This is a genomic window from Pseudomonas aegrilactucae, assembly GCF_019168305.1.
GTDB lineage: Bacteria > Pseudomonadota > Gammaproteobacteria > Pseudomonadales > Pseudomonadaceae > Aquipseudomonas > Aquipseudomonas aegrilactucae.
On the sequence record NZ_JAHTBI010000070.1, the window covers coordinates 20,442 to 37,602 of the forward strand.

A 17,161-nucleotide genomic window follows, 5' to 3' on the forward strand; every position below is an offset into this window, starting at 1 on the left:
CCGGCACCAGTCCCACAGGGGAATGCGATCAGTCTTCCAGCAGCTCTTCAGCCGTACCCAGGATGTTCTCCAGGGTGAAGCCGAATTCTTCGAACAGTGCCGACGCCGGCGCCGACTCACCGTAGGTGGTCATGCCGATCACGCGGCCTTCCAGGCCCACGTACTTGTACCAGAAGTCGGCATGCGCAGCCTCGATGGCGATCCGCGCGCCCACTTGCAGCGGCAGTACCGACTGCTTGTAGCTGGCGTCCTGGGCATCGAACACGCTGGTGCACGGCATCGACACCACACGCACCTTGCGGCCCTGCTCGGTCAGCGTGTCGTACGCCTGCACCGCCAGGCCCACTTCGGAACCGGTGGCGATCAGGATCAGCTCAGGCTCGCCTGCGCAGTCCTTGAGCACGTAGCCACCACGGCTGATGTCGGCGATCTGGCCGGCATCACGGGTCTGGTGCTGCAGGTTCTGACGCGAGAAGATCAGCGCCGACGGGCCGTCCTTGCGCTCCAGGGCGTATTTCCACGATACCGCCGACTCGACCGCGTCGGCCGGGCGCCAGGTGTCCAGGTTCGGCGTGGTGCGCAGGCTGGTCAGTTGCTCGATCGGCTGGTGGGTCGGGCCGTCTTCGCCCAGGCCGATGGAGTCGTGGGTGTAGACGTGGATCACGCGCTGCTTCATCAGGGCCGACATGCGCACTGCGTTGCGGGCGTATTCCATGAACATCAGGAAGGTCGCGCCGTAAGGCACCAGGCCGCCGTGCAGGGCCACGCCGTTCATGATGGCGGTCATGCCGAACTCGCGCACGCCGTAGTACATGTAGTTGCCGCTGGCGTCTTCGGCGCTGACGCCCTTGCAGCCTTTCCACAGGGTCAGGTTGGAACCGGCCAGGTCCGCCGAGCCGCCGAGGAACTCGGGCAGCAGCGGGCCGAATGCGTTGAGGGCGTTCTGGCTGGCCTTGCGGCTGGCGATGGTCTCGCCCTTGGCATCGACTTCAGCGATGTAGGCAGCCGCCTTCTCGGCGAAGTCGGCCGGCAGCTCGCCGCTCAGGCGACGCTTGAGCTCGCTGGCCAGCTCCGGGAAGGCAGCGGCGTAGGCGGCAAAGCGCTGGTCCCAGGCGGCTTCGGCAGCGGCGCCGGCCTGCTTGGCATCCCACTCGGCATAGATGTCGGCCGGGATTTCGAACGGGCCGTGGTTCCACTTCAGGGCTTCACGGGTCAGCGCGATCTCGGCGTCGCCCAGTGGCGCACCGTGGCAGTCTTCCTTGCCGCCCTTGTTCGGCGAACCGAAGCCGATGGTGGTCTTGCAGCAGATCAGGGTTGGCTGCGCGCTCTTGCGTGCGGTGTCGATGGCGGTCTTGATCTCTTCGGGATCATGGCCGTCGACATTGCGGATCACCTGCCAGTTGTAGGCTTCGAAACGCTTTGGCGTATCGTCGGTGAACCAGCCTTCGACTTCGCCGTCGATGGAGATGCCGTTGTCGTCGTAGAAGGCGATCAGCTTGCCCAGGCCCAGGGTACCGGCCAGTGCGGCGACTTCGTGGGAAATGCCTTCCATCATGCAGCCATCACCCAGGAACACATAGGTGTGGTGGTCGACGACGTCGTGGCCTTCGCGGTTGAACTGGGCACCCAGCACTTTCTCGGCCAGGGCAAAGCCCACGGCGTTGGCCAGGCCTTGGCCCAACGGGCCGGTGGTGGTCTCCACGCCCGGGGTGTAACCGAACTCCGGGTGGCCCGGGGTGCGGCTGTGCAACTGGCGGAAGGCCTTGAGGTCGTCGATCGACAGGTCGTAGCCGGTCAGGTGCAGCAGCGAATAGATCAGCATCGAGCCGTGACCGTTGGACAGCACGAAGCGGTCACGGTCGGCGAAGCTCGGGTTGCTCGGGTTGTGCTTCAGGTAGTCACGCCACAGAACCTCGGCGATATCCGCCATGCCCATAGGGGCACCGGGATGGCCGCTGTTGGCTTTTTGCACGGCATCCATGCTGAGGGCACGAATGGCGTTGGCACGCTCACGACGGCTGGGCATCGCTTGTCTCCTGGGGAATTGAATAATAACGAACGGAAAAAAGGCGGCCATTTTCGCCCAGGCACAGGCCCGGGGGCAATCACGGATGGTCGATGAAGGCTGTTTTTCCTGTGATTGAGCGACTAATCCTGTGTTCGGCCGGCAAAACAGCAGAAATTGTCGCCCCGATCAGCGCTCGGATCCCGCCCATCGAGCAATATCAAAACTTTTTGATATAGCTCTTGCGGCGCTGCCGCACGCTCACTAGACTGCGGCCCCATGAACATGCCCGCCCCCACCATCGACCATGAGCAAAGCGACGCGCTGGCTGCCCTGTGCAAAGCCGGCGGCGACCCGTTGCGGTTGAAGGTGTTGCGCGCCCTGGCCAGCGACTCGTTCGGCGTGCTGGAACTGGCGCAGATCTTCGCCATCGGCCAATCGGGCATGAGCCATCACCTCAAGGTGCTGGCCCAGGCCGAGCTGGTGGCCACGCGCCGTGAAGGCAACGCGATCTTCTACCGCCGCGCCCTGCCCGACAGCCTGCGCCTGGGCGGCAAGCTGCACGCGGCGCTGCTCGACGAAGTCGATGCGCTGGTGCTGCCGCTGGACGTGCAGGCGCGTATCGGCCAGGTGCAGCAGCGCCGGGCCGCCACCAGCCAGGACTTTTTCCTGCGCGTGGAAGAGAAGTTTCGCGCTCAGCAAGATCTGATTGCCGGTTTGCCGCAGTACCGCGAAAGCCTGCTGGCCCTGCTCGACAAGCTCAGCTTCGAGCCCGGCGCCAGCGCGCTGGAAGTGGGCCCGGGCGATGGCGAGTTCCTGCCCGAGCTGGCCCGACGCTTTACCGCCGTCACCGCCCTGGACAACAGCCCGACCATGCTCGAGCTGGCGCGCCAGGTGTGCCAGCGCGAAGGCCTGGCTAACGTAACCCTGCAGTTGGCCGATGCACTGCATGCAACGGACATCCAGGCCGACTGCGTCGTGCTGAACATGGTATTGCACCATTTCAGCGCCCCGGCCCAGGCCCTCGGGCAACTGGCCAATCGCGTCAAACCAGGCGGAAGCCTGTTGGTAACAGAGCTGTGCAGCCACGACCAGAGCTGGGCGCGCCAGGCTTGCGGCGATCTCTGGCTGGGCTTCGAACAGGATGATTTGGCCCGTTGGGCCAGCGCTGCGGGACTAGCTCCCGGGGACAGCCTCTATGTGGGCTTACGCAATGGTTTCCAGATTCAGGTCCGCCACTTTCAGCGACCGCCTGGCGACACTCACCATCGGTAAATTTTAGGAACCCGTCGAGATGAGCGAATACTCCCTTTTCACCTCCGAGTCCGTGTCTGAAGGGCATCCGGATAAAATCGCCGACCAGATTTCGGATGCGGTGCTCGACGCCATCATCGCCGAAGACAAGTTCGCGCGTGTGGCGTGCGAAACCCTGGTGAAAACCGGTGTGGCGATCATCGCCGGCGAAGTGACCACTTCGGCCTGGGTCGACCTCGAAGACATCGTGCGTAACGTGATCGTCGACATCGGCTACAACAGCTCCGACGTCGGCTTCGATGGCGCGACCTGCGCGGTGATGAACATCATCGGCAAGCAGTCGGTGGACATCGCCCAGGGCGTTGACCGCAGCAAGCCTGAAGACCAGGGCGCCGGCGACCAGGGCCTGATGTTCGGCTACGCCAGCAACGAAACCAAAGAACTGATGCCGGCCCCGATCAGCTTCTCGCATCAACTGGTGCAGCGCCAGGCCGAAGCGCGCAAGTCCGGCCTGCTGCCGTGGCTGCGCCCGGATGCCAAATCCCAGGTTACCTGCCGTTACGAAGGCGGCAAGGTAGTCGGCATCGACGCCATCGTGCTGTCGACCCAGCACAACCCGGACGTGTCCTACGCCGACCTGCGCGAAGGCGTGATGGAACTGATCGTCAAGCACGTGCTGCCGGCCGAACTGCTGCACAAGGACACCCAGTTCCACATCAACCCGACCGGCAACTTCATCATCGGTGGCCCGGTGGGCGACTGCGGCCTGACCGGCCGCAAGATCATCGTCGACACCTACGGCGGCATGGCCCGTCACGGTGGTGGCGCGTTCTCCGGCAAGGACCCGTCCAAGGTTGACCGCTCGGCCGCCTATGCCGGTCGTTACGTGGCCAAGAACATCGTTGCCGCCGGCCTGGCCGAGCGTTGCGAGATCCAGGTGTCGTACGCCATCGGCGTGGCCCAGCCGACGTCGATCTCGCTGAACACCTTCGGCACCGGCAAGATCGCCGACGAGAAGATCATCCAGATCGTGCGCGAGTGCTTCGACCTGCGTCCTTACGCAATCACCACCATGCTCGACCTGCTGCACCCGATGTACCAGGAAACCGCAGCGTACGGCCACTTCGGCCGCACCCCGCAAGTGAAGACCGTGGGTGACGACACCTTCACCACGTTCACCTGGGAGCGTACCGACCGCGTCGACGCACTGCGCGCAGCGGCCGGGCTCTAAATGCCAAACGGCACCCATTGGACCTTCCAGTGGGTGCCGCAATCAGCAAATTAGCGATCCTAATTTCCGCCATAAATATCGAACGCAACACCTTTGCTTGGCGAGGCCGGAAAGACGCTTCTCACGCTGGAATGCTCGAAAATGTCAGCAACAGGAAATCCGTTATACTCGTCCTGCACCACTTCAATCCCGTACAACGTGACATCGCCACCGCTGCGATCAACACGTAAATGAAACCAACCCCCTTCACCCGATTTGGCTTTCAAATATATATACTTCCACCGTTTGAGCTCATCACCAGGGAGCAAATTGTTTCCCACTCGATAATTTACGCCGATTCTTGTACTGGCGCTAGAACTGTTCAGCCAGGTAAGACCTGCTTTCTCGGCGGACGAATCCGCTATCACTATTACCCGATCGCTTTTTATAAAGCCCAGCTTTTCATCCAACGCTTGCTGCTCAGCAGCGGTTAACGTTTCAAATGACGCGTCCATGATGCAACCCTCGTAGTATCAGATTCCAGCCCAATCAACACTACGCCTGACACCTAATCGCGCAACTGGCATATCTACCAGGCGCTGCTCTCCAGAAACATACGCTGACAACACGCACCCCGCTGCGAGCCACGACCTCCCTACACTCAATGATCTTCACAAAAGCCAAGCAAGGATGCTGGCCATGTCTCGCTATACCAACTTAATGTATGTTTTTCTTATCCCGATAAGCTGGGTCGAAGCAAATGCATGCCCACGATGGAGCACGCAGCAGGCCACAACAGAAATCCAGCATCGCTACCTCCACATCAGCCGCTGGGACGACCACTATCATCGCCTGGGCGTCTCACTGATCAGCGACGAACTCTACGACCAGAGCCGCGCGCGCCTGCAACACCTGCAAACCTGCTTCCCCGATGCGGGCGCACCCGCGCCGAATCCACTCAAGACCGCGACCGGCCCGCTGCGTCACCCCATTCCCCATACGGGCCTGAACAAGCTGCCCGACGAAGCCGCCGTGCGCGCCTGGATGCATGGCAAACAAGACCTCTGGGTGCAACCGAAAGTGGACGGCGTGGCGGCCACACTGATTTACCAAAAAGGCCGGCTGGTGCGCCTGATCAGCCGTGGCGACGGGGTCGACGGGCACGACTGGAGTCGTCACCTGCCGGCACTCGGCGCCCTTAAACAGACGCTGCCCGACCCCCTCGACCTGGTATTGCAAGGCGAATTGTTCTGGCGCCTGGACGGGCATGTCCAGGCAACCGCCGGCAGCCAGAATGCTCGCGGCAATGTGGCGGGGCTGCTGGCGCGCAAGCAGATCACGCCGCAGCAAGGTGCGGTGGTCGAGCTGTTCGTGTGGGCCTGGCCGCAGGGGCCCCGGCAGCAGAGCGAACGCCTGGCCCGCCTGAGCGCGTTGGGCTTCGCCTACAGCGAGCAGTTCAGCCAGCCAGTGCACGGCTTCGACGACGCAGCGTACTGGCGCCAGCAGTGGTACCGCAGCGGCTTGCCCTTCGCCAGCGACGGCGTGGTGTTGCGCCAGGGCCAGCGGCCACCCGCCGAACGCTGGCAGGCCAAGGCGCCCTACTGGGTCGCCGCCTGGAAGTACCCGTTCGCCCAGGTGCTGGCCGATGTGCGCCAGGTGCACTTCAACGTTGGGCGCACCGGGCGCATCACACCCGTGCTGCAGGTAGCCCCGGTGCGCCTGGATGACCGTACGGTGCGCCAGGTCAGCGTGGGTTCGCTCAAACGCTGGCAGCAACTGGACATTCGCCCCGGCGACCAGGTCGCCATCAGCCTGGCGGGGCTGACCATCCCGCGGCTCGATACGGTAGTGCATCGCGCCGTGGAGCGACGGCCGCTGGAGGTACCGGCAGCGGGCAGCTTCCATGCGCTCAGTTGCTGGCAGGCCAGCCCTGACTGCCGCAGTCAATTTCTTGCGCGCCTGCTCTGGCTCGGTGGCAAGCAGGGGCTGGCACTGCCGGGGGCCGGGCCGGCCAGTTGGGAGCGCCTGATCGACAGCGGCGAACTGCGTGAACTGGCCGACGTGCTTGAGCTGCCTGCGGCGCACCCGCTCGCCCCTGCGCTTGAGCGTGCGCGCCAGCAACCTTTCGCGACGTGGGCCCGCGCACTCGGCGTACCCGCCCCCAAGGCTCTGGCGCTGGGCGACTCGTGGTCGGCGCTGGCCGCGCGCGATGTGGCGCAGTGGCAGGCAGAACCTGGTATTGGCGCCCACCGCGCCGAGCAACTGGTGGCGTTCTTCGCCCATCCTCAGGTGCAGGCGCTGGCCGCGCGGTTACGTGAACATACAATCGAGGGTTTCTAAATTCGTCAGATAAGGGCAGCATCATGGGTTTATGCCAAGCCCGCGACCACGGAGCCACTATGAAACTGATTTCCCCGCTTGCCCTGTTCGCTGCCTGCACGCTGCTGGCCACCTCTGCCCTGGCCGCCGAAGAGCAGCCGGGCCTGACCGGTTGCGCTGCCAAGAAGGACGCCATCGGCAAGCAGATCGAACAGGCCCGCGCCCATGGCAACAGCGACCAGCAGGCCGGCCTTGAAAAGGCCCTGAGCGAAGTCACCACACACTGCACCGATGCCGGCCTGAAAAAGGAGCGCGAGCAGAACGTGCTGGATGCCCGGCATGAAGTGGCCCAGCGCACCAAGGACCTGGACAAGGCCATGAAAAAAGGCGACGCCGAGAAGATCAACAAGCGTAAGGACAAGCTGGCCGAGTCCAAGAAAGAGCTGCAGCAGGCGCTGGATCAACTGGAGAAGTGATCCGCGCTGAGACTTGAGGCGCCCCCCTTCGCTGGCAAGCCAGCTCCCACACGATCAGTGGAGTACCTGTGGGAGCTGGCTTGCCAGCGAAGAGGCCCGCCAGCTCACCCCATCAATGATTGCGAAACTCGCTATGACAGGCCTTGCACGCCGCCTCGACCTTGCCCATCGGCGCGGCCATCGCGGCGGCATCCAGTGGTTGCGTACGCGTCTGCGCGACCAGCTCGCCGGTCACCTGCTCCATCTGCCGGGCCAGATCCTGAAAGCGCGCCTGCTTCTGCCAGACATTGGCCGTGGCACTGCTGTCCTCTTCACGCACCTGGGGAAAATGCTTCCACGGCTCATGGGCCAAGGCGTCCAGCTTGACGGCCCCGTCGGCAAACTTCTGCCCATCGAAGGCCAGGCGCCCACGCAGCATGCCGCCCAGGTCTTCGCTGGTCTTGAGCATCTGCTTGAAGATCGCCTTGCGCTGGCCCAGCGGCGAGTTGGGGTCTACCCCGCCACAGGCGCTCAGCGCCACGCACGCCAGCAGGATCAGGGAACATCGTTTCAACGTCATGGTCAGCTCGGTACACCTAAAATGGCGGCCAGTATCCCCGCCCGACCGCAAAAGACCAATACCCCTATTAAAACTACGGGTTGCCAGCCAACCCGAGGACCTGCTTCATGAAAACCGCTTTGAGCCGCCTGGGCCTGACCGCTTCGCTGCTGGCCCTGCTGGCGGGCTGCAACGGCAGCGCCCCGGAAAAAACCAAGCCGCACCCGCTGGCCACCTACAGCCACGCCACCTGGAAAGACCTGCCACCGGTCAGCGACAGCGACCTTGTGGCCGGCTTCAATGCCTGGCGCAGCGCGTGCGAACGGCTCAAGAACGACCCGATATGGGCCACCACCTGCGCCGCCGCCGTGCAGGTACCCAACGACGCCACCCAGGTGCGCGGCTTCCTGCAGACCCAACTGGAGGTGTATGGCCTGCGTTCGGCCGAGAACAGCGCCACTGGCCTGATCACCGGCTACTACGAACCGGTATACCCCGGCAGCATGACCGCTACCGCCACGGCGAATGTGCCGGTGTACGGCATCCCCGATGACCTGGTGGTGGTGGCGCTCGACAGTATCTACCCCGAGCTCAAGGGCAAGCGCCTGCGCGGGCGCCTGGACGGGCGCACCCTCAAGCCCTACGACACTGCTGCGGTGATCCAGCAGCAAGGCGTCAAAGCGCCGGTGCTGGCCTGGCTGACCGACCCGATGGACTTGCAGTTCCTGCAGATCCAGGGCTCGGGCCGTATTCAACTGGAAAGCGGACAGCAACTGCGCGTGGGTTATGCCGACCAGAACGGCCACCCGTATCGCCCGGTGGGTCGCTGGCTGGTAGAGCAAGGCCAGCTCAAGAAGGAAGACGTGACCATGGGCAGCATCCACGCCTGGGCCCAGGCCAACCCGGCGCGGGTGCCTGAACTGCTGGCGAGCAACCCCAGCTATGTATTTTTCAGCACCCGCCCGGACAGCAACGAAGGCCCGCGCGGCTCGCTCAACGTGCCGCTGACCGCTGGCTACAGCGTGGCCATCGACCGCAAGGTGATCCCGCTGGGCAGCCTGCTGTGGCTGTCGACCACGCGCCCCGATGGCGCCCCGGTGGTACGCCCGGTCGCCGCACAGGACACCGGCGGCGCGATTACCGGCGAGGTTCGCGCCGACCTGTTCTGGGGCACCGGCAGCGCGGCCGGCCAGCTGGCCGGCGACATGAAGCAGCAGGGTCAGATCTGGCTGCTATGGCCCAAGGGCGCGGCACTGCCGGTCGTACCGCAGGTGGAAGGCAACTAGCTCAGGCCGACACCACGAAAAAGCTGACGATCAGGCCGACCCCTGCGAACCACATCAAGGAACGCAGCAAGGCCCAGTCGGCCAGGTAGCAGATGATGTAGAGCAGGCGGCTGGTGATGTAGAGCACCGCCAGCACGTCCTGGGTCACCTGCTCGGCGTTGCCGACGATGTCGGCGATGACCACCGCGGCGACAAACGCCGGGATCGCCTCGAAGCTGTTGAGCTGCGCCGCATGGGCGCGGCGCGGCAGCCCTTCGAGCGTGTCCAGGAACGCCCGTGGGTCGTGGTTCTGGCGCAGGTTGTAGCGGCCACTGCTGAACTTGGCAATGCCGACGCACACGAGCGGCAGCAGCAATGCGATCAATACACACCAGAAGGCAACGGTCATGGGGCAGTCCTTGTTTGTCAGGGGGTCGGAGTTTCATGATCAGCATGCCGATCAGCACCAGGGCACAGGCTAAGAGCCTCGGGCCGTCGAAAGGTTCTTCGAGGTAACGCAGCAGGTGCTGCACAGTTTCAACCAGGCGCAACAAAACGGCCAGCCGGTGGTCAACGTTGATCGAAAAGTGTGTCCCGAAGGCCTGGCAAACGCATCAAAGCCCTGCCCGAGACCTTCGGGCACCGACTTGGAAGCCACTACAGGACCTAGGATGCTTGAGCTCGTTGCTGCGTTTATCTGCCTGACCACCCTCCTCACGTATGTGAATTACCGCTTTATCGGCCTGCCGCCCACCATTGGCGTGATGGTCACCGCACTGCTGTTTTCCCTGCTGCTGCAGGGCCTGAGCGTCATCGGCTACCCGGGCCTGGAAGAACGGGTTCAGGGCCTGATGAACCAGATCGATTTCAATGACCTGCTGATGCACTGGATGCTGGCGTTCCTGCTGTTTGCCGGCGCCCTGCACGTCAACCTGGCCGACCTGCGCGACTACCGCTGGCCGATCGGCCTGCTGGCCACCCTCGGGGTACTGATCGCCACCGTGGTCATCGGCTACCTGGCACACTGGATCTTCGCCCTGTTCGGCTGGCACGTGAGCCTGTTGTACTGCCTGCTGTTCGGTGCGCTGATCTCTCCCACCGACCCGATCGCGGTGCTGGGTGCGCTGCGTACCGCCAATGCATCCAAACCGCTGAAGACCACCATCGTCGGCGAATCGCTGTTCAACGACGGTACTGCTGTCGTGGTGTTCACCGTGCTGCTGGGCATCGCGCAACTGGGCGAAACCCCGAGCGTCAGCGACACCGCCATCCTGTTTGCCCGCGAGGCCATCGGCGGCGCCCTGTTCGGCGCAGTGATCGGCTACGTCACCTACCGCATGATCAAGAGCATCGAGCAGTACCAGGTCGAGGTCATGCTGACCCTGGCACTGGTGATCGGCGGCTCGGCCGCCGCCTACGAGCTGCACGTCTCGGCACCGATCGCGATGGTGGTGGCGGGGCTGATCATCGGCAACCTGGGGCGCAACCTGGCGATGAACGACATGACCCGTCGCTACATGGACGGTTTCTGGGAACTGATCGACGACATGCTCAACGCGCTGCTGTTCGCCCTGATCGGCCTGGAGCTGTTGCTGCTGCCGTTCTCGTGGATGCACCTGGCGGCGGCCGGTGTACTGGCGGTGGCGATCCTGCTGTCGCGGATGCTGACCGTGGCCCCGGCGATCGTGCTGCTGCGCCGCTGGCGCAAGGTGCCGCGCGGCACGATTCGCGTGCTCACCTGGGGTGGCTTGCGCGGTGGCGTGTCGGTGGCCCTGGCGCTGTCGCTGCCACTGGGCGAGGAGCGTGACCTGCTGCTGAGCATCACCTACATCGTGGTGCTGTCGTCGATCCTGCTGCAGGGCTTGAGCATCGGGCGCGTGGTGCGCGGGGTGACCGAACAGCCCTGAGTGCGCCCTCGCCAGCAAGGCTGGCTCCTGCGGGAGTCAGCCTCGCTGGCAAGCGATCATTCCACCGAGGTATCGAACTGGTCCTGGATGTACTTGATCTCGGTACGCCCGTGGGCCGCCGGCAAGCCGTCCTCGCCCAGGTTGACGAAGACCATCTTGTCGACCGTGAGGATGCTCTTGCGGGTGATCTTGTTGCGCACTTCGCACTTGAGCGTGATCGAGGTACGCCCGAACTCGGTGGCGGTGATGCCCAGCTCGATGATGTCACCCTGGCGCGAGGCACTGACGAAGTTGATCTCCGAGATGTACTTGGTCACCACGCGCTGGTTGCCCAGCTGGACGATCGCGTAGATCGCCGCCTCTTCGTCGATCCAGCGCAGCAAGCTGCCGCCGAACAGGGTGCCGTTGGGGTTGAGGTCTTCGGGTTTTACCCATTTGCGGGTGTGGAAATTCATGTTCACTCCTGAGCGATTGCCGAAAGATAGCGACATCTTGGCAGACCGGGCGGTCATGCTCCATGAACCTTGGACTATGGTCGCCATCAATGATCTTGATTTGATCGACAGAAACCCTTTGGAAGATCAGTCCGGGCGGCTATAATCGCCCCCGTTTCAAAACGGTAACCTTCAATTGCTACCGTTTTCCCGCCACCTGTCCGAGGGGCGCTGCAGCAGGTTCAACCTGTCAGGCTCGGATGGGGCGTTGACTGGCTCAGGCCGGACACTAAACGCACAACGGCGCCCATTCGCATACATTACGAATGGAGGCTCTTCATGAGCGCTGTCATCACGCCTGCAGATTTTACCGACTACAAAGTCGCCGACATGTCCCTGGCCGCCTGGGGCCGTCGCGAAACCATCATCGCCGAGTCCGAAATGCCGGCACTGATGGGCCTGCGCCGCAAGTACGCCGCTGAACAGCCGCTCAAGGGCGCCAAGATTCTCGGCTGCATCCACATGACCATCCAGACCGCCGTGCTGATCGAAACCCTGGTTGCGCTGGGCGCCGAAGTACGCTGGTCGTCCTGCAACATCTTCTCGACTCAGGATCAGGCTGCCGCGTCCATCGCTGCTGCCGGTATCCCGGTGTTCGCCTGGAAAGGCGAGACTGAAGAAGAGTACGAGTGGTGCCTGGAGCAAACCATCCTGAAGGATGGCCAGCCATGGGATGCCAACATGATCCTCGACGACGGCGGCGACCTGACTCAGCTGCTGCACGACAAGTACCCACAGGTACTGGATCGCGTTCACGGCGTGACCGAAGAAACCACCACCGGCGTGCATCGCCTGCTGGACATGCTGGCCAAGGGCGAGCTGAAGATCCCGGCGATCAACGTCAACGACTCGGTCACCAAGAGCAAGAACGACAACAAGTACGGCTGCCGTCACAGCCTGAACGACGCCATCAAGCGCGGTACCGACCACCTGCTGTCGGGCAAGCAGGCCCTGGTGATCGGCTACGGTGACGTGGGCAAGGGCTCGGCCCAGTCGCTGCGTCAGGAAGGCATGATCGTCAAGGTCTCGGAAGTCGACCCGATCTGCGCCATGCAAGCCTGCATGGACGGTTTCGAGCTGGTCTCGCCGTTCATCGACGGTATCAACAACGGCACCGAAGCCAGCATCGACAAGGCCCTGCTGGGCAAGATCGACCTGATCGTCACCACCACCGGTAACGTGAATGTGTGCGATGCGAACATGCTCAAGGCCCTCAAGAAGCGCGCCGTGGTCTGCAACATCGGCCACTTCGACAACGAAATCGACACCGCTTTCATGCGCAAGCACTGGGCATGGGAAGAAGTGAAGCCGCAGGTGCACAAGATCCACCGCACCGGCGCTGGCGACTTCGACGCGCAGAACGATGACTACCTGATCCTGCTGGCCGAAGGCCGCCTGGTGAACCTGGGCAACGCCACCGGTCACCCGAGCCGCATCATGGATGGCTCGTTCGCCAACCAGGTACTGGCGCAGATCTTCCTGTTCGGCCAGAAGTACGCCGACCTGTCGCCGGCCCAGAAAGCCGAGCGCCTGACCGTTGAAGTACTGCCGAAAAAACTCGACGAAGAAGTGGCCCTGGAAATGGTTCGCGGTTTCGGCGGCGTGGTGACCCAACTGACCCAACAACAGGCCGACTACATCGGCGTCACTGTTGAAGGCCCGTTCAAGCCACACGCCTATCGCTACTGATGGGCCAGAGCCGGTGACGCCCTCAAGCGTCACCGGCTTTTTTCTGTGGCCAGCCCCGTCGCTGGCCAGCACGATCGGTTTACCAGGATTTCGCCATGTCTCAGGACCGCCGTTACAGCTTCGAGTTCTTCCCGACCAAGACCGATGCTGGACATGAAAAACTGCTTGCCACGGCCCATACCCTGGCCAGCTACAACCCGGATTTCTTCTCCTGCACCTACGGTGCCGGGGGCTCGACCCGCGATCGCACGCTCAACACCGTGCTGCAGCTGGAAAGCGAAGTGAACGTACCGGCCGCCCCGCACCTGTCGTGCGTGGGTGACAGCAAGGACGACCTGCGCAGCCTGCTGGCCCAGTACAAGGCCGCCGGGATCAAGCGCATCGTCGCCCTGCGTGGCGACCTGCCGTCGGGCATGGGCATGGCCAGCGGCGAGCTGCGCTACGCCAACGAGCTGGTCGAGTTCATTCGCCAGGAAAGCGGCGACCACTTCCATATCGAAGTGGCTGCCTACCCGGAAATGCACCCGCAAGCCCGCCACTTCGAAGACGACCTGCTCAACTTCGTACGCAAGGCCAAGGCCGGTGCCGACAGCGCCATCACCCAGTACTTCTTCAATGCCGACAGCTACTTCTACTTCGTCGAGCGCGTGCAGAAACTGGGCGTGGACATCCCGGTGGTGCCCGGCATCATGCCGATCACCAACTACAGCAAGCTGGCACGTTTCTCCGATGCCTGCGGCGCCGAGATCCCGCGCTGGATCCGCAAGCAACTGGAAGCCTACGGCGACGACGCCAAGAGCATCCAGGCGTTCGGCGAACAGGTGATCAGCGACATGTGCGAGCAACTGCTGCAAGGCGGCGCGCCCGGGCTGCACTTCTACACCCTGAACCAGGCTGAACCGAGCCTGGCGATCTGGAACAACCTGAAGCTGCCCCGCTGATTGCCTCAGCATCGGTAGACACTGCAGCAAAGCACCAAGGGCTCTGGCGCACGCCAGGGCCCTTTTTGTGGATGCCGGGTACAGGCTGGCCATTCTCGGGCAGCCAACGTACTCTCAAGCCATGCCCTACTTCACCCGCCTGCTCACCGCCCTGCTTCTTGTCTGCCTGAGCACCCTGGTTCAGGCCGAGAAGCTGCGGATCGTCACCGACCCCTGGCCACCGTATGCCTATGAAGAGAACGGTCAGGCCAAGGGTATCGACTACGAGGTCACGGCCGAGGTGTTCAGGCGCCTGGGCATCGAGGTGCAGTGGCAGTTCCTGCCGTGGAAGCGCTGCCTGGCCATGCTCGAGCAGGGCCTTGCCGACGGCGTGCTGGATATCTTCCACACCGAGCAGCGCGACGCCCAGCTGTTCTATCCCAGCGAGCCGCTGTCGCAGGTGGAATTCGTGCTGTTCCAGCTCAATGCCCGCCCCCATGTGATCGAGCGGCTGGAGGATCTCAAGGGGCTGCGCGTCGGTACCGCACCGGGCTATACCTATGGCACTGCATTTGCCAGCGCCACCGGCTTCACCCGCGAACCGGCGCCCACCCTTGACGCCAGCTTCGGCATGCTGCAACTGGGGCGCATCGACCTGCTGATCACCGACCGCCGCGCCGGCCGGCACATGATCGCCACCCTGGGGCTCGAACAGCAGGTCAGCGAGCTGCCCCTGCTGGTCAACCGCCAGAGCCAGTACCTGGCAGTGCGGCGCAATGCCGGCATGGACCTGCTGGCCCAGCGCTTCGCCGCCGAGCTGCGCCGCTTCAAGCAGGAGCCGGCGTACGCCGAGCTGAATGCCCGCTACCACGGCACCGGGGTGAACTTTCAGCAAGCCGTTGAGCAGCAGGAACGCAGCACGCACTGATTGCTCTGTTATACTCCGCCAACCCCGCCAGGCTTACGCCCGGACGCTCGGCCTTGCAACAGCCATCCCGACCGGCAGGACAGCGCGCCAAAAGCCCGCCCGCCACGCCCCGGATGCGCATTGAAAGCCCAGCAGGACCGGACGCGATAGCATCACCTGATGCCCGTCGCGCCAGGCACGAACTTCCCATAGGGCTTAGCCCCCACTAGAACAGGATTACTCATGTCCTTTGCTTCCCTCGGTCTCTCCGAGGCTCTAGTCCGCGCTATCGAGGCAGCGGGCTATACCCAGCCTACGCCGGTGCAACAGCGGGCCATTCCCGCCGTGTTGCAAGGTCGCGACCTGATGGTCGCGGCGCAGACAGGTACTGGTAAAACCGGTGGCTTTGCCCTGCCGATTCTCGAACGTCTGTTCCCGGGCGGTCACCCGGACAAGTCCCAGCGCCATGGCCCACGCCAGCCGCGGGTACTGGTCCTGACCCCGACCCGTGAGCTCGCCGCCCAGGTGCACGACAGCTTCAAGGTCTATGCCCGCGACCTCAAGTTCGTCAGCGCCTGCATCTTCGGCGGTGTCGGCATGAACCCGCAGGTTCAGGCCATGTCCCGTGGCGTCGACGTGCTGGTGGCCTGCCCCGGCCGCCTGCTCGACCTCGCCGGCCAAGGCAGCGTCGACCTCAGCCACGTTGAAATCCTGGTGCTCGACGAAGCCGACCGCATGCTCGACATGGGCTTTATCCATGACGTGAAGAAGGTCCTCGCACGCTTGCCTGCCAAGCGCCAGAACCTGCTGTTCTCGGCGACCTTCTCCAAAGACATCACCAACCTGGCCGACAAGCTGCTGCACAACCCAGAGCGCATCGAGGTCACGCCGCCCAACACCACGGTCGAGCGTATCGAGCAGCGCGTGTACCGCCTGCCTGCCAGCCACAAACGCGCCCTGCTGGCCCACCTGATCACCCAGGGTGCCTGGGAACAGGTGCTGGTGTTCACGCGTACCAAGCACGGCGCCAACCGCCTGGCCGAGTACCTCGAGAAGCACGGCCTGACCGCTGCCGCGATCCACGGCAACAAGAGCCAGAACGCGCGCACCAAGGCCCTGGCCGACTTCAAGGCCGGCACCGTGCGCATCATGGTCGCCACCGACATCGCCGCCCGCGGCCTGGACATCGACCAGTTGCCCCATGTGGTCAACTTCGAGCTGCCCAACGTCGAGGAAGACTACGTGCACCGTATTGGCCGTACCGGCCGTGCGGGCCGCTCCGGCGAGGCCATCTCGCTGGTGGCGCCAGACGAAGAGAAGTTGCTCAAGAGCATCGAGCGCGTCACTCGCCAGAAGATCCAGGACGGCGACCTGATGGGTTTTGATGCCTCCACGGTCGAAGCCGAGAAGCCCGAAGCCCGTGAACGTCCGCAAATGAACCCGCGCGGTGGCCGTGGCCAGCGTGGCGACGGCAGCAATGCCGGCAGCGGCGGGCGCAAGGACAAGGGCAAGGACAAAGGCCAGGAAAAGGATAAGCCCGCAGGCGAAAGAGCCACTGAGAAGGCCGCCGGCGGGCGCCCAGAGCGCAAGCCCCGTGACAACAGCAAAACCCGCCAGGCACCCTCGGGTCAGGCAGCAGTAGCACCCAAGGCCCCCGCAGACCGCGACCCTGAAGCGTTCCTGGATGACGAAGTCGACAATTTCGGCAACCGTGCCGACTACGTCAGCCCGTACCAGAACAAGGGTGGCCAGGGCCGCAACCGCCGTCCGGGCGCACCGGCAGCCGCCGGCACCGGCACTGGCAGCGGCGCACCTCGTGGCGGCCAACCACGCAGCAACAACGGTGGCGGCGCACGCACCGGTGGCGCCAGCACCTCGGGCGAAAAACGTGGTGGGGGGGCTCGCAGTGGTGGCGGTGGCCGTGATGGCCAGGCGCGCCGCGAAGGCAGCAACAACCGCAACCGTCGCCCGGCGCGTGACGAGCAGTCGAGCCAGGAGCCGGCCGTGCGCAACCCGCGTGACGGCCAGCCCCAGCCGAAGATCGTGCACAAGGAATCGAAGATCGACCGGTTCCCGACCGCTGAACAGCTCGAGCAGCTGCCAAGCCGTCCACGTGGCGAGAAGCCTGCGCTGCTGACGCGTAACCGCTGATTCAGCGACTGCGCATACAACAACGC

Annotated in this window: 15 protein-coding genes and 1 riboswitch; of the genes, 10 read left to right on the forward strand and 5 right to left on the reverse strand. The window is 63.8% G+C overall.

Annotated features, from left to right (window positions below):
- Positions 1-28: 28 nt before the first annotated feature.
- A complete protein-coding gene (tkt, locus tag KUO17_RS18920; RefSeq protein WP_217977046.1) occupies positions 29-2,026 on the reverse strand; it encodes a transketolase in 1,998 nt (665 codons plus the stop codon).
- A gap of 258 nt (positions 2,027-2,284) precedes the next feature.
- On the opposite strand from tkt, the gene KUO17_RS18925 reads away from it, so the two are divergent.
- Together KUO17_RS18925 and metK are read left to right on the forward strand one after the other, a co-directional pair.
- The gene (locus KUO17_RS18925; protein ID WP_217977047.1) at positions 2,285-3,280 is read left to right on the forward strand and encodes an ArsR/SmtB family transcription factor; all 996 of its coding nucleotides are present in this window, start codon (positions 2,285-2,287) and stop codon (positions 3,278-3,280) included.
- Between the two features lie 19 nt (positions 3,281-3,299).
- Positions 3,300-4,490 carry a methionine adenosyltransferase gene (gene metK, locus KUO17_RS18930; protein ID WP_217977048.1) on the forward strand — a complete coding sequence of 397 codons (1,191 nt, stop codon included), beginning with the start codon at positions 3,300-3,302 and terminating at the stop codon, positions 4,488-4,490.
- A gap of 59 nt (positions 4,491-4,549) precedes the next feature.
- Here metK and KUO17_RS18935 read toward each other — a convergent pair whose 3' ends face one another.
- Positions 4,550-4,984: a hypothetical protein gene (locus KUO17_RS18935; protein ID WP_217977049.1), complete on the reverse strand. Its 435-nt coding sequence runs from the start codon at positions 4,982-4,984 to the stop codon at positions 4,550-4,552.
- 175 nt (positions 4,985-5,159) lie between these two features.
- Between KUO17_RS18935 and ligB the strand changes: the two genes are divergently transcribed.
- Together ligB and KUO17_RS18945 are read left to right on the forward strand one after the other, a co-directional pair.
- Positions 5,160-6,809: an NAD-dependent DNA ligase LigB gene (gene ligB / locus KUO17_RS18940; RefSeq protein ID WP_217977050.1), complete on the forward strand. Its 1,650-nt coding sequence runs from the start codon at positions 5,160-5,162 to the stop codon at positions 6,807-6,809.
- Positions 6,810-6,868: 59 nt separating this feature from the next.
- Positions 6,869-7,264 carry a DUF1090 domain-containing protein gene (locus KUO17_RS18945; RefSeq protein ID WP_217977051.1) on the forward strand — a complete coding sequence of 132 codons (396 nt, stop codon included), beginning with the start codon at positions 6,869-6,871 and terminating at the stop codon, positions 7,262-7,264.
- A 112-nt stretch (positions 7,265-7,376) separates the two neighbouring features.
- Here the strand turns inward: KUO17_RS18945 and KUO17_RS18950 are convergent, their stop codons facing one another.
- Positions 7,377-7,823, reverse strand: coding sequence for a c-type cytochrome (locus tag KUO17_RS18950; RefSeq protein WP_217977052.1), 447 nt, complete (start codon positions 7,821-7,823; stop codon positions 7,377-7,379).
- 107 nt (positions 7,824-7,930) lie between these two features.
- On the opposite strand from KUO17_RS18950, the gene mltA reads away from it, so the two are divergent.
- Entirely contained in the window at positions 7,931-9,088 is a 1,158-nt protein-coding gene (gene mltA, locus KUO17_RS18955) for a murein transglycosylase A (RefSeq protein WP_217977053.1), read from the forward strand.
- A 1-nt stretch (position 9,089) separates the two neighbouring features.
- On the opposite strand, the gene KUO17_RS18960 is transcribed toward mltA, so the two are convergent.
- Positions 9,090-9,476: an MAPEG family protein gene (locus tag KUO17_RS18960; RefSeq protein WP_217977054.1), complete on the reverse strand. Its 387-nt coding sequence runs from the start codon at positions 9,474-9,476 to the stop codon at positions 9,090-9,092.
- A gap of 262 nt (positions 9,477-9,738) precedes the next feature.
- Between KUO17_RS18960 and KUO17_RS18965 the strand changes: the two genes are divergently transcribed.
- Complete coding sequence (locus tag KUO17_RS18965; protein WP_217977055.1) at positions 9,739-10,974, forward strand: cation:proton antiporter; 1,236 nt, start codon at positions 9,739-9,741, stop codon at positions 10,972-10,974.
- Positions 10,975-11,030: 56 nt separating this feature from the next.
- On the opposite strand, the gene KUO17_RS18970 is transcribed toward KUO17_RS18965, so the two are convergent.
- Complete coding sequence (locus KUO17_RS18970; RefSeq protein WP_163948081.1) at positions 11,031-11,429, reverse strand: acyl-CoA thioesterase; 399 nt, start codon at positions 11,427-11,429, stop codon at positions 11,031-11,033.
- A gap of 196 nt (positions 11,430-11,625) precedes the next feature.
- Positions 11,626-11,724: riboswitch (S-adenosyl-L-homocysteine riboswitch) on the forward strand.
- Between the two features lie 23 nt (positions 11,725-11,747).
- On the opposite strand from KUO17_RS18970, the gene ahcY reads away from it, so the two are divergent.
- From ahcY to rhlE2, 4 genes are all read left to right on the forward strand, one after another.
- A complete protein-coding gene (ahcY, locus tag KUO17_RS18975; protein WP_217977056.1) occupies positions 11,748-13,157 on the forward strand; it encodes an adenosylhomocysteinase in 1,410 nt (469 codons plus the stop codon).
- Between the two features lie 95 nt (positions 13,158-13,252).
- Positions 13,253-14,098: a methylenetetrahydrofolate reductase [NAD(P)H] gene (metF, locus tag KUO17_RS18980; protein WP_217977057.1), complete on the forward strand. Its 846-nt coding sequence runs from the start codon at positions 13,253-13,255 to the stop codon at positions 14,096-14,098.
- Positions 14,099-14,219: 121 nt separating this feature from the next.
- The gene (locus tag KUO17_RS18985; protein WP_217977058.1) at positions 14,220-15,005 is read left to right on the forward strand and encodes a substrate-binding periplasmic protein; all 786 of its coding nucleotides are present in this window, start codon (positions 14,220-14,222) and stop codon (positions 15,003-15,005) included.
- Positions 15,006-15,227: 222 nt separating this feature from the next.
- Positions 15,228-17,135 (forward strand): RNA helicase RhlE2, encoded by a 1,908-nt coding sequence (gene rhlE2 / locus KUO17_RS18990; protein ID WP_217977059.1) that lies wholly within the window; start codon positions 15,228-15,230, stop codon positions 17,133-17,135.
- Positions 17,136-17,161: the final 26 nt, after the last annotated feature.

Excerpts from the sequence above, each read along its gene's own strand:
- tkt (WP_217977046.1), bottom strand. The coding sequence starts at position 2,026 with ATGCCCAGCCGTCGTGAGCGTGCCAACGCCATTCGTGCCCTCAGCATG.
- KUO17_RS18925 (WP_217977047.1), top strand. The coding sequence starts at position 2,285 with ATGAACATGCCCGCCCCCACCATCGACCATGAGCAAAGCGACGCGCTG.
- metK (WP_217977048.1), top strand. The coding sequence starts at position 3,300 with ATGAGCGAATACTCCCTTTTCACCTCCGAGTCCGTGTCTGAAGGGCAT.
- KUO17_RS18935 (WP_217977049.1), bottom strand. The coding sequence starts at position 4,984 with ATGGACGCGTCATTTGAAACGTTAACCGCTGCTGAGCAGCAAGCGTTG.
- ligB (WP_217977050.1), top strand. The coding sequence starts at position 5,160 with ATGCTGGCCATGTCTCGCTATACCAACTTAATGTATGTTTTTCTTATC.
- KUO17_RS18945 (WP_217977051.1), top strand. The coding sequence starts at position 6,869 with ATGAAACTGATTTCCCCGCTTGCCCTGTTCGCTGCCTGCACGCTGCTG.
- KUO17_RS18950 (WP_217977052.1), bottom strand. The coding sequence starts at position 7,823 with ATGACGTTGAAACGATGTTCCCTGATCCTGCTGGCGTGCGTGGCGCTG.
- mltA (WP_217977053.1), top strand. The coding sequence starts at position 7,931 with ATGAAAACCGCTTTGAGCCGCCTGGGCCTGACCGCTTCGCTGCTGGCC.
- KUO17_RS18960 (WP_217977054.1), bottom strand. The coding sequence starts at position 9,476 with ATGACCGTTGCCTTCTGGTGTGTATTGATCGCATTGCTGCTGCCGCTC.
- KUO17_RS18965 (WP_217977055.1), top strand. The coding sequence starts at position 9,739 with ATGCTTGAGCTCGTTGCTGCGTTTATCTGCCTGACCACCCTCCTCACG.
- KUO17_RS18970 (WP_163948081.1), bottom strand. The coding sequence starts at position 11,429 with ATGAATTTCCACACCCGCAAATGGGTAAAACCCGAAGACCTCAACCCC.
- ahcY (WP_217977056.1), top strand. The coding sequence starts at position 11,748 with ATGAGCGCTGTCATCACGCCTGCAGATTTTACCGACTACAAAGTCGCC.
- metF (WP_217977057.1), top strand. The coding sequence starts at position 13,253 with ATGTCTCAGGACCGCCGTTACAGCTTCGAGTTCTTCCCGACCAAGACC.
- KUO17_RS18985 (WP_217977058.1), top strand. The coding sequence starts at position 14,220 with ATGCCCTACTTCACCCGCCTGCTCACCGCCCTGCTTCTTGTCTGCCTG.
- rhlE2 (WP_217977059.1), top strand. The coding sequence starts at position 15,228 with ATGTCCTTTGCTTCCCTCGGTCTCTCCGAGGCTCTAGTCCGCGCTATC.